A 14538-nucleotide genomic window follows, 5' to 3' on the forward strand; every position below is an offset into this window, starting at 1 on the left:
GGTCAACAACCCCGCGCCGTCATGCCGGGTCCAGTTCGACCAGCGGCTGGTCGTACTCCACCGGCTGGCCGTCCTCGACGAGGACCGCGACCACCCGGCCGGCGCGGTCGGCGGTCACCTCGTTCATCAGCTTCATCGCCTCGACGATGGCGACCGGCTGGCCCGGGCGGACCAGGTCACCCACCGCGACGAACGGCCTCGCGCCGGGCTCCGGGGAGCGGTAGAAGGTGCCGACGATCGGCGCCCGCACCACGGCGCGCCCGGGCACCGACGGCCGGATCAGCGCCGCCGGTGGGCCGGGTGCCGGCGCGACCGGCAGCGCCGCCGCCTGAACCGGAGCAGGGAGTACGTCCGGTCGGGTCGCCTCTTCGGGGTGCCATTCGATTTCGAGCACCGCCGGCCCGCTGCGCAGCCGGACCCGGCGCACAGGGCCGGCCAGCTCGGCGATCAGGTGCTGTGCCTGCCGGCGCAGCCCGGCCAGTGCCTCCTCGCCGCCCACCTCGGTGTCGTCGGGCGCCTCGACTGTCGACACCGACCCGTCGCCGGCGGTCACCGGACACCTGCCCGGTTGACACCACGGGTCGTCCCGAACCGTCGGAAGCGCTGCCGACGGAGGCGGACCAGCATGGCGGGTGGCACGTCCAGCAGCGGCAGCAGGTTGGCCAGCAGGGCGGCCCGCAACCGGTGGGCGGTCTCCGCCGGGTCGTCGTGCGCGGCGGCCGACGGCTCCGGCACGACCTCGTCGACCACGCCGAGCCGGCACAGGTCGGGCGCGGTCAGTCGCAGCGCGCGAGCGGCCTGCGGCGCCGCGGACCGGTCCGGCCAGAGGATGGCCGCGCAGCCCTCGGGGCTGATCACCGAGTAGACGGCGTTCTCCAGCATCAGCACCCGGTCGGCGACCGCCAACGCCAGGGCGCCGCCGCTGCCGCCCTCTCCCGTGATGACCGCCAGCACAGGAGTGGGCAGCACGGTGAGGGTCAGGATGTTCTCCGCGATGGCCGCTGCCTGGCCCTGCTCCTCGGCGCTCACGCCCGGGTCGGCGCCGGGGGTGTCCACGAGAGTCACCACGGGCAGGCCGAGCCGGGCGGCCAGGCGCATCAGCCGCAACGCCTTGCGGTGCCCGGCCGGGCTGGCCATGCCGAAGTTGCGGGCGACCAGTTCGGCGGTGGTGTGCCCCTTCTGGTGGCCGATGACCATGACGTGCCGGCCGGCCAGCCGGGCCACACCGCCCACGATGGCCGGGCAGTCACCGCCGAGGCGGTCACCGTGCAGTTCCACGAACCCGTCGAAGACCGAGTCGAGGTAGTCCAGTGTGGTCGGTCGAGCGGGGTGACGCGCCATCCGGACGGTGTCCCAGGCGTCGCGTACCGCCGGCGTCTGGCCCGCCCCCGGAGTGGGTGACGGCGCCACGGCCGCCGCCGGGCCCGCTGGCCGCGCCAGGGCGGCATCGTCGTCGGCGAGGCGCTCGTGGCGCGACGCCGGCTCCTGCCGGGGTACGGGCGGGTGGCCGGCACGGGCCGCACGGCCGGCGCGGGTCGCGGCCAGCAGCGCCACCAGCCGCCCGCGCAGCGACCGACGCTGCACCACCATGTCGACCTGTCCGTGCCGGAGCAGGAAGTCGGCGGTCTGGAAACCCTCCGGCAGCGCCCGACCGGTGACCTGACGAATCACCCGGGGGCCGGCGAAGCCCATCCGCGCGCCGCTCTCGGCGAGCACCAGGTCGGTGTTGGTGGCGAACGACGCGGCCACCCCGCCGTAGGTCGGATCGGTGAGGACGCTCACGGTGAGCAGACCCGCTTCCCGCAGCGCGGCGATCGCCTGGCTGACGGTGGCCATCTGCATCAACGACAGCGCGCCCTCCTGCATCCGCGCCCCGCCCGAGGCGGTGACCAGGACGAGCGGGATGCGGTCGTCCAGCGCCCGCTCGGCGGTCCGGGTGATCAGCTCACCCACCGCGCAGCCCAGGCTGCCACCGAGGAAACGGAAGTCCATCACGGCCAGGGCGACCGGGTGCCCGCCGATGGTGGCCGTGGCACAGACGACCGCCTCGGCCAGGCCGGTGCTGGCCCGCGCGGCGGTGAGCCGGTGCGGGTACGGCAGCACGTCGACGAAGTCGATCGGGTCCGCCTCCGGCAGCAGGTCGGACAGGGGGCGCAACGATCCCGGGTCGACGAGTTGGCGCAGCCGTTCCGGTGCGCCGAGTCGGGCGTGCTCCCCGCACTCGGGGCAGACGTCCAGGTTGCGGCGCAACCGTTTGCGGTAGAGCAGGCTCGCGCAGCCCGCGCAGCGGGACCAGAGCTGCTCCTCGCGGCGCGCGATGGCCGTCACGACCGCCGTCCGGGGTCCGGGGCGTCGAAGCGGTAGAAGCACTGCGCCATGGCGTCGCGCGGCGAACGCCAGGTCGGCAGGTACGGCGAGACGTACGGGCGCAGGCGGTCGCTGACCCGGATGAACTCGGGGTGGCCACGGGCGGACTCCACCGCACCCTCCGCCGGCTGCTCGGTTTCGAGCAGGTGCACGTAGAGGTCGTGCAGGCGGTACAGCGAACGGTGCCGGACGCCGACCAGGCGCGGCAGCTCCGTAGCGTCCGACTCGGCGAAGATCTCGGCGACCCGCTCCTCGGCGGTCGGATCCACCTTCGCGACGATCAGCGATCGGTCCATACTGGGCCTCCCCCCACGGCGTCCGGCCGGCGACGGGTCGCCCCCGGACGCGCTGGACGACTGCCCACACGATGCGGCAATCCTCGTCACGGCGGCGTCACCGTGAAGGGATGATCAGCTACGCATGACGGTGACGCTGCGTTGACGCAACCTGTGTATCAGCTATGCGTCGAGCGCGCCCGGGACGACGGATCGATCAGATGTTTGCCCAGTTCAGAACCGATCTCAGGTTGACTGTCGCGAATAGAAGGCCCACGTCGGCGTTGACTCACCGTGACCGCTATTGATAATCTTCACGGTGGTCAGCCCGGCGGCCTCAGCGGGCGGGGCCGCGCCCGGCCCCGCCGTCAGCGGTGAGGTCGACAGTGGCGTCACGGGCAACCGATCCGGGACACAGCAGACAGTCGGGACATGCGTCCCGCAGGGGGTGCCGCCGTGACCGCTGATCCGTCCGTGCCGACCGCCGGAGAACCGCCCGAGGAGGGCGTCTCACTCCACCTGCTCGGCGGCTTCCGCCTGCTGCGCGACGCCGTACCGGTCGTGGTGCCGCGCGGGCTGCAACGGGTGATCGCGCTGATCGGGCTGCGCCCCGGCGCCACCCGCAGCCAGCTCGCGGGGCTGCTCTGGCCCGACGCCTCCGAGGAACGCGCGCTGTCCTCCCTGCGCACGGCGCTGTGGCGACTCCGTCAGGACCCGTGCTGCCCGATGACGATGGCCAGCGACACCGTACGACTCGGCACGGCGGTCCGGCTCGACGTGGACGACCTGGTCGGCACCGCCGCCCGGGTCCGCGACGGCGACGACCCCCGCACCGCCGCCGGGGCGCTCGCCGCCGGACGACACGACCTGCTCCCCGGATGGTACGACGACTGGGTGTTGCTGGACCGGGAGAGACTGCGCCAACTGCGCCTGCACATGCTCGAACAGGTCGCCGGGCACCACCTGACCGCGGGGCGACACGGCGAGGCCCTCGAAGCCGCGCTGGAGGCGATGGCCGCCGAACCGTTACGCGAGACACCGCACCGGCTGGTCGTCCGCATCCACCTCGCCGAGGGCAACGCCTTCGAAGCCGTCCACGCCTTCTACGTCTACCGGGACCTGCTGCGCAGGGAGTTGCGCCTGGAGCCGAGCCCGGCGATGTGCGCCCTGCTCGACGACACGCTCGCCCCGATCCGCCAGGCCAGCCGGGACGCCGTCACCGATCGCCCGTCACCGGCCGGCAGACGTACGTGACGGTGACGTGACAGGCCCTGCGGCACGGTGGGCGCACAGAGCACGTGGCGCCGGTCCGAGGGTCGGAAAGCCACCGGCGGAAGGGGTCCCATGAGTCGTCTACTGATCGTCAGCCGGATCATCCCGGGCGCGGAGGGGCGGGTCGCGCAGATCTTCGCCGAATCCGACGCCACCGAACTGCCCGGTCTGACCGGCGTCACACACCGATCCCTGTACTGCCTGCACGACCTGTGCGTACACCTGCTGGAGACCTCGGACGTCGACCCGGACGCCCTCGCGGCGGCCCGCAACCACCCGCTCTTCCAGCAGGTCAACGAGCGGCTCTCCGCGCACACGTCGCCGTACCTGCCGACCTGGCGCTCCCCCCGCGACGCCATCGCCAGCTGCTTCTACCGGTGGGACGCCACCGACGCGCCCGCCGCGCGCCCGACCAGCGCAGACGCGCCCGCAGCACGCCCAGCCAGCACCGACGCGCCCGCAGCACGCCCAGCCAGCGCCGGCGCTCCCGCAGCGCGCCCGGCCAGCACCGACACACCTGCCGCGCACCCGGCTGGCTGAGATGTCCGCCGCCCCACCACACGTACTGATCATCGGCGCCGGCACCGGCGGACTGTGCCTGGCGCACGGCCTGCGCCGGGCCGGGATCACCGTCGCCGTCTACGAACGGCACCGCGACCGCACCGACGGGCTGCTCGGTTACCGCGTCGGCATCGGCCCGACCGGTAGCCGGGCACTGCGCGAGTGCCTGCCGCCGGAACTGTTCGCCACCTTCCTGGCCACCTGCGCGCGGCCACCGCACTACTTCAACGTGGTCACCCAGGGACTGCGCCAGACCGCGTCGTTCGCGCTACGGCCCAGCGCCGACCCGGTGCACACCGAACACTCGGTGGCCCGGATGGTGCTGCGCCACGTGCTGCTGACCGGCCTGGACGACGTGGTGCACTTCGACAAGACCTTCACCCGGTACGAGCAGCGCGACGACGGCACGGTCACGGCGTACTTCGCCGACGGCACCAGCGCCACCGGCGACCTGCTGGTCGGGGCGGACGGCACACACTCGGCGGTACGCCGGCAGTACCTGCCGCACGCCGTCACCCGCGACGCCGGCACCATCAACATCGCCACCCGCATCCCACTGACCGCACACACCCGCGACCTCGTCCCGGAACGCGTCCGCCAGGGCATCTCACTGATCTTCGGCATCGGCGGGATAATGGGCGTGCTGCACGTCATGGACTTCAAGTGGGACGCCGAACGGGCGATCAAGCCCGGCGTCAGCGACGCGGACGCCGGGCTGCTGCGGCAGTGGCCCGGCCTGTCCGACGACACCACCACCGACAACATCAACCTGATCATCTGGAGTGCCGCCCGCCGGTTCCCCGCCGACGTGATGGAACGACGAGGCGAGGACCTCGTACGGGTCGCCCTGGAACTCACCACCAACTGGCACCCGAACCTGCGGGAGCTGCTCACCCGCGCGGACCCGGCCAGCGTCCTCCCGATCAACGTGTCGACGTCCGAACCGGTGCCTCCCTGGAAGAGCAGCACCGTCACCATGCTCGGGGACGCCATCCACACCATGACCCCCGGTCGCGGTGTCGGCGCGAACACCGCCCTGCGCGACGCCCGCCTGCTCTGCGAGCAGCTCACCCGGGCCACCACCGGAGACAAGACGCTGCTCCAGGCGGTGGCGGACTACGAGGCCGCCATGGCGCCGTACGGCTTCGCGCGGGTCGCCGAATCATTGAACCGCAGCGGCACCAGCGGGGACGACCGGATGTACCGACCGGTGGTGGGCCGGCTCGCGCTGCTCGGGGCACGCGGCTACTTCGGAGTGACCAGCCGGGTGCCGCGACTACGCCGCCGGTTCGTCGACGACTTCCACACCTACGAGGGCGATCAGGACTGACCCGGGCAACAGCCCGTCGACCCGGGTTCGGCGTTCCGCGCCGGGCCCGGGTCTCGTCGTGTCCGTGCTGACCTCGTCGAGTCGCTGGCTTTCGTCGCGGCGCTGGCTTCGTCCGCGTCGCCGGCTCCCGTCGAGCCTGGCTTTTTGTCCTGCTTGAGGCGACGCTGTGTCACTCGGCGGGCACCGGCTGATGTGGCCGGCCGATGCACAACGCCCCTGGCCGATCCTGTCTGTCGCCCGCAATACGCGTGTGCGAAGCTGCGGCGAGTTTTTCTCGTGACTTATCCAACGAGCTGAGAGGGAGGTTCGCCGTGGCGTGGTCTATCGGACACTCGCTGATAGTGGTACTGGCACTGTTGCTGGGACTGGCCGCCGGATGGTTGCTGCGCGGCCGGCGGGGCGTGCAAGGCAACTCGATTGTGGAAGGTGACCCCGTCGCCGGCCTGGCCGTGATCTCCACGCCGACGCCGGCGGCCACCACCGACGAGGTCCAGCCCGCAGCCGCCGTCGACCCGGCCCCGACCGCCGTCGCGGACGAGCCGGTGCCGGTGGACACGGTCAGCGCACCAGCCGCAGTGACCGCTACGGACGGTCCCACCCCGGTTCCCGTCCCGACCGAAACCCCGAGCACTATCGACCCGGCCGACATGGCGCTGACCGAGCCCCCGCCGCCCGTACCGGCCGCCGAGCAGCCCGACCCGGCCGAGCTGCGGTCGGAGCCCGTTGTGGAGTCGACCCCCGAACCGGTCGCGGTCGATGAGCAGCCCGCCCCGGCGGCCGTGGTCGCCCCCCGTAAGCCTGCGGACGACCTCCCGCACGTTGACAGCACGCCGCTCGACAGCACCCCGGCCGACGAGCCGGTCGCGGCCACGCCGGCCGACGATGCGGTCGCGACCGCCCCGGCCGACGAGCCCGTCGCGGCCAGCCCGGCCGACGAGCCCGTCGCCCGGGCCACGGTGGCCGATCCGGCGGAGGCACCGGTGACCACCGACGCGGTGGACGTGGACCCGGTGGACGCTCACCGGGTGGACGCGGAGCCGGCGGACGCGGACGCGGTGCACACCAACGCCGTGAGCACCGACGCTGACGCTGAGTCGGTGCGGGCGCCGGTGGCCACGCCTCCGGTCCGGCCGGCCGTGAGCGCGACCCCTCCGGTCCGTTCGACCGCCGACACCGCGATCAGCACCTACGAGGGCGACCCGACGGGCCCCGCCGACGACTTCCGCCGCATCCAGGGGATCGGCCCGAAGATGGCGGCGGCGTTGCAGGACGCCGGCGTGCGCACGTACGGCCAGCTCGGCGATTTGGACGAGCCGGCACTGCGCGACCTGATCCGTGCCGCCGGTCTGCGCGCCGCGCCTGGGCTGGCCAGCTGGCCGCAGCAGGCCCGTGTGCTCGCCGGAGCTGGTGAGGAGATGGCCGCGGTGTTGCCGAGCAGCAACCAGGCCTGACGCCCGAGACCGAGCCCTCGGCCCACCGTCCAACGCGACGGTAGGCCGGGGGCTCGTCCGTGCGGGTCGAAACACCGCAGGGCCGCACGCCGAACCGACGGACAAGGCGCACGGTGATCGACTCGCCTTGCAGGAAACCGCGCCAACGAACCCGCCCGGACACCCCGACTTACAGGAACCCGAGTCGATCAGCCCCGGTTGGGGGAAGGGCCGGCGAATTCGGGGCCGTGCCGTCGACCGATCGTTACCGTCCGGGGAGGTGGACCGGACGGGTCCGTCGAGTCGACCGGTTCCGCAGGAGAATCCCGTGAACCTCGCCGCGCCGGAGCCCGGGTCACCTGGGCCCCGCCGCCCTCCGGTGCGTGATCCGGCGGCCCCGCGCCGGGTGACACTTCTCGAACTCTTCTTCGACCTTGTGTACGTGGTCGCGTTGGCCCTCATCTCCCGCGGACTGGTCGACCAGCTCGACTGGCACCGGGCAGGTCAGGCACTGATCATGCTGGCCGCCGTCTGGTGGACCTGGGTGATCACCACCCTGGTCACCGACCTGTACAACCCGGAACGCACCGAGATCAAGCTGCTGATCAGCGCCGTGATGTTCGGCGCGCTGCTGATGACCACGGCGATCCCGGAGGCGTTCAAGGACCGCGGGCTCGTCTTCGCCGGCACCTACGTGGCGATCCACCTGGGGCGCGGGCTGTTCCTGATGCCGGCGGTACGCCGAGAACCGCAGACCCAGCGTCGGGCGGTACGCATCTTCATCTGGTTCGCGGTGTCCGCGATCCCGTGGATCGTCGGCGGGTTCGTCAGCGACGACGCCCGGCTGGTGTGCTGGGCCATCGCGCTCGCCATCGACTACATCGGTTTCCGCCTCGCGTACCCGGTGCCCGGGCTCGGGATGGTGCCGGAACCCCAGCGCAACGTGACGGCGGAGCACCTCTCCGAGCGCTACCAGCAGTTCTTCATCATCGCCCTCGGCGACGCGATCCTGATTATCGGCACCATGTTCAGCGCGCAGCACAGCGAGACGGAGAACATCGGCGCGTTCGCCGTGGCGTTCCTGACCACCCTGCTGCTCTGGCGGATCTACGTGCACAAGTCCGGTCAGCTCCTACCGATGGCCATCAAGGGATCGGCGTCGCCGAGCAAGTTCCTGTTCACCGCGCCGTACACCCATCTGTTGATGGTCGCCGGGGTGGTGACCACGGCCTCCGGGTTCCACCTCGTGCTGCTCGAACCGAGCGGCCGGACGCCACCGGCCTGGGCGGCGGTGATCCTCGGCGGTCCGGCACTCTTCCTGGCCGGACGGGCCTCCTTCGAGTACGAGGTGTTCAGCCGGGTGTCGTGGTCCCGCCCCGGCGGGGTGCTGGCGCTGCTCACCATCGCGCCCGCCGTGCTGTACCTGCCACCGGTGTTCGCCTCCCTCGGCGCCCTCCTGGTGCTGGCCGGCGTGGCGTATGCGGACTTCCGACGCAGTTACGGCAAGCCGCCGGAGGCTCCCAGCCCACCGCACTGAACCGGCCCAGCGCACTGAGCCAGCCCACGGTCAGCGGGCCGTCCCGGCCAGCAGGAGGCCGGCGTCCGGCACGTACGGCTCGACGCCCAGACCCGTCAGCAGTTGGTGCACCGTGGCGGTGGCCGCGGTGAGCACCGGGCGGCCGAGGCGGGCCTCCACCTGCGGCACCGCCGCCAACGACGGCAGCTGCACGCAGGCGGAGAGAACCACCGCGTCCACGTCGGTCACGTCCAGCCGGTCGGCCAGCTCCACCAGGCGGGACGTAGGGATGCGTCCCACCGCCACGTTGTCCGGCTCGCTCAGGCTCACCGCGTCGGTCACCTGCACGCCGTGCGCAGCAAGGTAGGCGGCGACGGTCGCGGTCAACGGCGGCAGGTACGGCGCGATCAGGGCCACCCGGCGGGCACCCAACGCCCACAGCCCGGTGACCAACGCGCCCGCGCTGGTCACCACCGGCATGTCGTGCCCGGCACGACCGGCCGCGCGGCCCAACCGCCGCTCGGCCCGCTCGTGCGCCCCGGCGCCCTCGCACATCACCGCCACCAGGCAGGCGTACGCGAGGACGTCGCAGCGGGCGTCGGCCAGTTCGGCGGCGCACCGGACGGCGGAGCGGTTCATCCGGGCCAGTTCGTCGAGGGTCACCTGGCGCAGCCGTACGCGGCTGGAGTGCGTGGTGAAGCGGACCGTCGGGTCGACGATCTCACGTCGGCGCAGCATCGCCGGGATCTCGGTCTCCATAGTGGTGTTCGAACTGGGCACCACCAGGCCGACCCGGTAGTCGCTCACACCAGCGCCCCGGCGTACCCCCGGACCTGCAACCGCTGCCGGGCGGTGCCGCCGAGGCGCACCTGCAGGCCGAGCGGCGCGGCCGCGCGGCGGACGTCGTCGAGGTGCAGCGACCCGTGCCGGTCCACGGTGAGCACGGGCGGCTCCTCCAGCTCACCCTCCGGCGCGTGGAAGGAGAGCAGGGTGACCGAGGTGGTGAGGTAGCCCGGGTACGCCGCGCGGGCCGCCGCCTCGTCCCGGTGCAGGAGCACCACCAGGTCGTCGAGGTGGGCGAAGTCGGCGGCGAGGCCCCCGGCCTTCCAGTGCGCCGGTTCCTCGGCCGTGCCGGTGAGATGGCGGGACCGGTTCGCCGAGGTGATGTAGAGGTGGTCCGACCCGGTCTCGGCGAGCGCCCGCTCGAAGAAGGCGTTGGACGGGCAGGTCAGGCCCGGGGCGATCACCTGGGTGGTTCGTACTCCCTGGTCGACCTGGACGAGGTGCTCGGGGAGCCGTTCCGCCGCCGGGCCCCGGAAGCCGAACGGCCCGGCGCCGTAGAGGGCGTCCATCAACGCCCGCACCCGACCGACCGGCAACCGGGGTGAGATCCGGGTCCAGTCGAACATCCCCGGGATCCGTCCGATCGCGGTGGTGATGCTGCCGACCTGGTGGACCGGACGCCCCTTGGCGAGGTTGACCCGGCCGACGGTGTCCGCGTCGGGACGCGTGACGATGACGTAGAAGTTGGCGAACGCCGCCGCGACGACCGCGCCGCCAGCCAGCGCGCGGGCCGCGACCGCGACGTCCTCGGGGCGGTCGATGTACAGGGGCGGTGACGGGGCGTCCATGAGTCCTCCTCGGCGGGGCGCTGAGGCAGTTCTACGTCCACCGGCCCGTACGACGGCGAGGTCGGTCGGCGATCCGATAGCCGATTCGCGTGACCCGGTGCGGGCGGCCGATGCGCGGGCGGTACTCAACGGCGGACGGCATCGGCCGGACGGACGATCCCCCGGGGGTCGTGGCGGGCAACCGTTAGCCGCGTGACCCGATTGGGTACAACGCCTGCACCTCAGATCCACCACATTCCCCCAGGAGGCAGCGATGCGCGGCACCTCGATACTCGGAGTCATCGTCGTGATCTGGTTGGTGATCGGCGCAATCGCCGGTGGCCAGCGAGGCTATTACAGCGGCGACGACACCAACTGCGCCGAGGCCGGCACCATCCTGGTCACCATCGTGGCCGGGCCCTTGAACTACATCGGCGCCAACCCCAAGGTCGACTGCAAGCTGCCCGAACCCTCTAAGTAGGTAGAACGCACTCCGGCCCGTGCCCCCTGACCGGGGCACGGGCCGGTGCACGTTCGGTAGGAACGGCTCAGTTGTTGTAGACAACCGAGTCGCAGCGGCCGTTGTAGTCCTCGGGCCTCGCGTAGCCCAGGCAGACGAAGACCTCAGTCCAGCGATACGAGGTGCCCGCGCCGGATTCCCACCGCAGCCGCACGCTTCCGGCGTTGCTGGTGTCGTCGACGGCGATCGCACCGGTGTACTGCTGTGCCCAGTAGACGTACACGCGCGCGGCGTACCCGTCGGCCTTCTTGTCGGTGACCGTGTTGGTGCGGTTCGTGTCCAGCCAGGCGTAGCCGGCGCTGTTGACGCAGAGGGTCGCCGTCGCGGTGGCTCCCGCACCGCCCGTCGGGCTCTGCACGTTGCCGGTGCCGGTGAGGCAGCCCTCCGCGTGGGCCGGTGACGCGACGGCGAGGGCGGCGCCGCCCCCGAGGGCAGCCGCCACCGCGAGGGCGCTGGCTCGGCGAGACAGTCGGTTGGTCATTCCCCTACCTCCAGGAGCTCAGTGTCGCGACCGGTCCGGCCGCCAACATCGATCGGGTACCTGTTCCGCCCAGCCGCTGGTCCCCCGTCGCACCGCGGTGGGTCAGGTCGCGCCGAGGTGCACGCGCCCTGTACCGACAGAAGTCTCGGGGCCCGACGGCGACCGACGAAAGAGATGACACCGGTTCCGAACAGGCGATCGATGGTTCGACCTGGTCACCGGCGTGTTCGGAGTTGTTCGACGGACGGTTCGCCCGCCCTCGCGCCGACGTCGTGACGCGCGGGCTCCGAACGCTGATCGACTCGAGTTCCTGAAGTCGCGGTGTCCGAGGCTCGGCGACAGCCCGATTTCCGAAAGCCCGAGTGGATCATGGGCTGCGGATGACCACACACCCCGTAGGCCGTCCTAGGAGGCTGGTTTGCAGGCCTGGGCGGCGTTTGTCGACGCCGAGGGCGGGAAGCCGACCCGGCGTCGACCGGCGGACGGAATCGGAGCGTGCCATGCAGATCGGCTACAAGCTGGCCTCGGAGGGCTACGGCCCCCAGGAGATCATCCGGCAGGCCGTCATGGCCGAGCAGGCCGGTTTCGACTTCGTCGAGATGAGCGACCACTTCCACCCCTGGCTCGACACGCAGGGCCACTCGTCGTTCACCTGGAGCGTGCTCGGCGCCATCGCGGCCAGGACCAGCACGCTACGGCTGGCCACCGGCGTCACCTGCCCGACCGTGCGCTACCACCCGGCGATCATCGCGCAGGCCGCGGCGACCATGGCACTGGTCTCCGACGGGCGGTTCACCCTCGGAGTGGGCGCCGGCGAGCGACTCAACGAGCACGTCGTCGGCCAGGGCTTCCCCAGCGTGCGGGGCCGACACGAACGGCTACGCGAGGCACTGGAAATCATCCGGCTGCTCTGGCAGGGCGGATACCAGTCGTACGAGGGCCGGCACCTGCAACTGGAGGACGCCCGGATCTTCGATCTGCCGGACACCCCACCGGTGATCGCGGTCGCGGCCAGCGGCGAGGCGTCGGCCCGGCTGGCCGCCGAACTCGGCGACGGGTTGTTCGCCACCGAGCCGGAGGCGTCCATCGTCGAGCACTACCGACGCGCGAACGGGTCGGGCCCACGCTACGCCGAGGTTCCGCTGGCCTGGGCCACCGACGAGCAGCAGGCGGTGCAGGCGGTGTTGCAGACCAGCCGGTGGATGGTCACCGGCTGGAAGGTGATGAGCGAGCTGCCGAACCCGGTCAACTTCGACGCGGCCAGCGCGTACGTCGAGGAGAAGCACATCCGCCAACTCTTCGCCATCGGCCCCGACCCGGAACCGCACGTCGCCAAGGTCCGGTCGTACGTCGAAGCCGGCTTCGACCACATCGTGCTGCAAAACGCCGGCCCCGACCCGGACGGCTTCCTCGACTTCTTCGCCGGCGACCTCGCCGGCCGTCTCCGGGCGATGAGCTGACGGCCGCCGCACCTGACACCACGACCGCTCCGAGCGCCGCACGACCCGAGCGGGACGCGCCGAGCCGCCCCGACTGATCGTCGGGGCGGCCGGTTGCGCGGGTCCGCTCAGCGCGGGTCGTGCGCAGGTCTGCTCAGCGCTGATCCGCTCAGCGGAAGCAGTGCGCGATCGGCGCCTGGCTGCCCTCGCAGTTGGTCGGCTCGTTCTCGACGACCACGCTCTCATCGTCGATCTTGACCTGGGCGTGCGAGGCGAAGATTCCACCGGGCTTCACCGTCGACGCGTTGTGGGTGACCTTGCTGGTGTAGATGGCCACCGAACCCGCCGTCGCGTAGATGCCGCCCCCCTTGGAGGCGGCGCCGACGGCCTCGTTGCGGGTCACGTCGCTGCCGCGTACCAGCAGGTTCGCCTTCTCGGCATAGATGCCGGCGCCGAGGCCGTGGGTGGTGTTGCCCTCGACCACGCTGTCGTCGAGTGGCGTCAGGCCCTTCACTGTCGAGATGCCGCCACCGTTGACGGTGGACGTGTTGCCGCGGATGGTCATCGTGCGCATCACCAGCACCGCGTCGGAGTTCGCGGCACCGCCGCCGACCTGCGCGGTGTTGTTCAGCAGCTCGGTGTCGGAGACCTTGGTCCGGGCCGAGAAGCTGGCCAGCCCACCGCCCTGGCTGGCGCTGTTCTGGGTGAACGAGACGCTCTCCACGTCGGCCGCGCCACGGTAGTTGCCGAGCCCGCCGCCGTACCCGTTGGCGCTGTTGCGGTGGAACTCGGATCGCTTCAGCGTCAGCACGCCACCGTTGAGCAGGCCCCCGCCCTTGCCCGCGGCGCCGGATGCGCTGTTGCCGATGAAGGTGGAGTCGGTGACCACCATGTTGCCGTCGTTGAAGATGCCTCCGCCGCCGCCCTCGGGGGACAGCGAGGTGCTCTGGGTGACGGTGACCCGCTCCACCACCGCTGTCGCGCCGTGCACCACGTGCACGCTGCCGCCCTCGATGGCCGAGCGGCCGTTGTGCAGTTCCACGTCGCGCAGGGTCAGCTCGCCGCCGTCGCGGACGGTGAAGAACCGGAACGCGGCGGCCTGGGCGTCCCGGGCGATGGTGGCTCCGGCGCCGTCGATCGTGATGGGCTGGTAGATCACCGGCAGGCCGGCGGTGTCGTCGGCCGGGTTGTGCGGCGGCGCCTCGGCGTCACCGGGGGTCTCCGCGGCGTCGGCCGCTTCCCGTGCGTCGCGGATTCCACCGTCGTACTGGTCGGTCTCGTGGAACGCCTCGGTGAGGGTGTAGCGGCACTTGGGCGCGAGCCGGAGTTCCGCGCCGCCCTCGGCGTTGGCCGTCACCAGCGCCGCCACCAGCTTCGCGGCGTCGCAGGGCACCGACACCACACCGCGCTTGCCGGTGCCCGGGGTGGCCGGACGGCCCCGCTCGGCACCGTCCTTGTCGCGCCCCTCCCCACGCTGGTCGTCGGCCCGGCGGTCGTCGTCGCTTCCGGCCGTCGCGCTCAGTCGGCCCAGACCGGGGAGGGAGAGGGCGCGGTCCGCGGCGGCGGCCACGCCGGCAACGCCGGCCGCTCCCACGACCAGGCTCCCCGCCAGGAAGCCGCTGGCGAGGAACCATCGGGACCGCCGTCTGGGTCGGGTCGCGCGGTCTCCTCCTGGGTACGTGGACATCAAGAATGCCTACCTTCCTGCCTGCCTGCCGTGACCGCGCGCCGATCCGG

13 protein-coding genes and 1 pseudogene are annotated in these 14538 nt (G+C 72.1%); 7 read left to right on the forward strand and 7 right to left on the reverse strand.

What is annotated here, in order from left to right:
- Positions 1–19 precede the first annotated feature (19 nt).
- The 3 genes from accB to KBX46_RS00345 are packed head-to-tail and all read right to left on the reverse strand — an operon-like array spanning position 20 to position 2663.
- Positions 20–553, reverse strand: coding sequence for an acetyl-CoA carboxylase biotin carboxyl carrier protein (gene accB, locus KBX46_RS00335; protein WP_210789512.1), 534 nt, complete (start codon positions 551–553; stop codon positions 20–22).
- Positions 550–2328, reverse strand: coding sequence for an acetyl-CoA carboxylase carboxyltransferase subunit alpha (locus tag KBX46_RS00340; RefSeq protein ID WP_210789515.1), 1779 nt, complete (start codon positions 2326–2328; stop codon positions 550–552). The genes accB and KBX46_RS00340 overlap by 4 nt, the downstream gene beginning before the upstream one ends.
- Positions 2325–2663 carry a TcmI family type II polyketide cyclase gene (locus tag KBX46_RS00345; protein ID WP_088948360.1) on the reverse strand — a complete coding sequence of 113 codons (339 nt, stop codon included), beginning with the start codon at positions 2661–2663 and terminating at the stop codon, positions 2325–2327. The genes KBX46_RS00340 and KBX46_RS00345 overlap by 4 nt, the downstream gene beginning before the upstream one ends.
- Positions 2664–3098: 435 nt before the next feature.
- Between KBX46_RS00345 and KBX46_RS00350 the strand changes: the two genes are divergently transcribed.
- The 5 genes and pseudogenes from KBX46_RS00350 (at position 3099) to KBX46_RS00370 (ending at position 8772) form a co-directional block, all read left to right on the forward strand.
- Positions 3099–3896 carry a BTAD domain-containing putative transcriptional regulator gene (locus KBX46_RS00350; RefSeq protein WP_210789517.1) on the forward strand — a complete coding sequence of 266 codons (798 nt, stop codon included), beginning with the start codon at positions 3099–3101 and terminating at the stop codon, positions 3894–3896.
- A gap of 90 nt (positions 3897–3986) precedes the next feature.
- Positions 3987–4316: pseudogene (locus KBX46_RS00355) on the forward strand (TcmI family type II polyketide cyclase); the annotation flags it as partial.
- 139 nt (positions 4317–4455) lie between these two features.
- Positions 4456–5805, forward strand: coding sequence for an NAD(P)/FAD-dependent oxidoreductase (locus KBX46_RS00360; protein ID WP_210789526.1), 1350 nt, complete (start codon positions 4456–4458; stop codon positions 5803–5805).
- Positions 5806–6146: 341 nt separating this feature from the next.
- Positions 6147–7256: a hypothetical protein gene (locus KBX46_RS00365; RefSeq protein ID WP_308159322.1), complete on the forward strand. Its 1110-nt coding sequence runs from the start codon at positions 6147–6149 to the stop codon at positions 7254–7256.
- Positions 7257–7563: 307 nt separating this feature from the next.
- Positions 7564–8772 (forward strand): low temperature requirement protein A, encoded by a 1209-nt coding sequence (locus tag KBX46_RS00370; RefSeq protein ID WP_210789532.1) that lies wholly within the window; start codon positions 7564–7566, stop codon positions 8770–8772.
- 30 nt (positions 8773–8802) lie between these two features.
- On the opposite strand, the gene KBX46_RS33050 is transcribed toward KBX46_RS00370, so the two are convergent.
- Complete coding sequence (locus KBX46_RS33050) at positions 8803–9558, reverse strand: Asp/Glu racemase (protein WP_308159323.1); 756 nt, start codon at positions 9556–9558, stop codon at positions 8803–8805.
- Positions 9555–10382, reverse strand: coding sequence for a hypothetical protein (locus KBX46_RS00380; protein ID WP_088948364.1), 828 nt, complete (start codon positions 10380–10382; stop codon positions 9555–9557). Before KBX46_RS00380 ends, KBX46_RS33050 begins: the two co-directional genes overlap by 4 nt.
- Positions 10383–10635: 253 nt before the next feature.
- Here KBX46_RS00380 and KBX46_RS00385 point away from each other — a divergent pair, with 253 nt between their 5' ends.
- On the forward strand, positions 10636–10842 hold the full coding sequence (locus KBX46_RS00385; protein WP_007460667.1) for a hypothetical protein: 207 nt from the start codon (positions 10636–10638) through the stop codon (positions 10840–10842).
- 67 nt (positions 10843–10909) lie between these two features.
- On the opposite strand, the gene KBX46_RS00390 is transcribed toward KBX46_RS00385, so the two are convergent.
- Positions 10910–11362: a hypothetical protein gene (locus KBX46_RS00390; RefSeq protein ID WP_210789535.1), complete on the reverse strand. Its 453-nt coding sequence runs from the start codon at positions 11360–11362 to the stop codon at positions 10910–10912.
- A 500-nt stretch (positions 11363–11862) separates the two neighbouring features.
- Here KBX46_RS00390 and KBX46_RS00395 point away from each other — a divergent pair, with 500 nt between their 5' ends.
- Positions 11863–12822, forward strand: coding sequence for a TIGR03557 family F420-dependent LLM class oxidoreductase (locus tag KBX46_RS00395; protein ID WP_088948367.1), 960 nt, complete (start codon positions 11863–11865; stop codon positions 12820–12822).
- Positions 12823–12970: 148 nt separating this feature from the next.
- On the opposite strand, the gene KBX46_RS00400 is transcribed toward KBX46_RS00395, so the two are convergent.
- Positions 12971–14488, reverse strand: a complete 1518-nt coding sequence (locus KBX46_RS00400; RefSeq protein ID WP_088948368.1) for a hypothetical protein — start codon at positions 14486–14488, stop codon at positions 12971–12973.
- Positions 14489–14538: the final 50 nt, after the last annotated feature.

The sequence above is a fragment of the Micromonospora sp. C81 genome (assembly GCF_018070425.1).
Lineage (GTDB): Bacteria > Actinomycetota > Actinomycetes > Mycobacteriales > Micromonosporaceae > Micromonospora > Micromonospora zamorensis.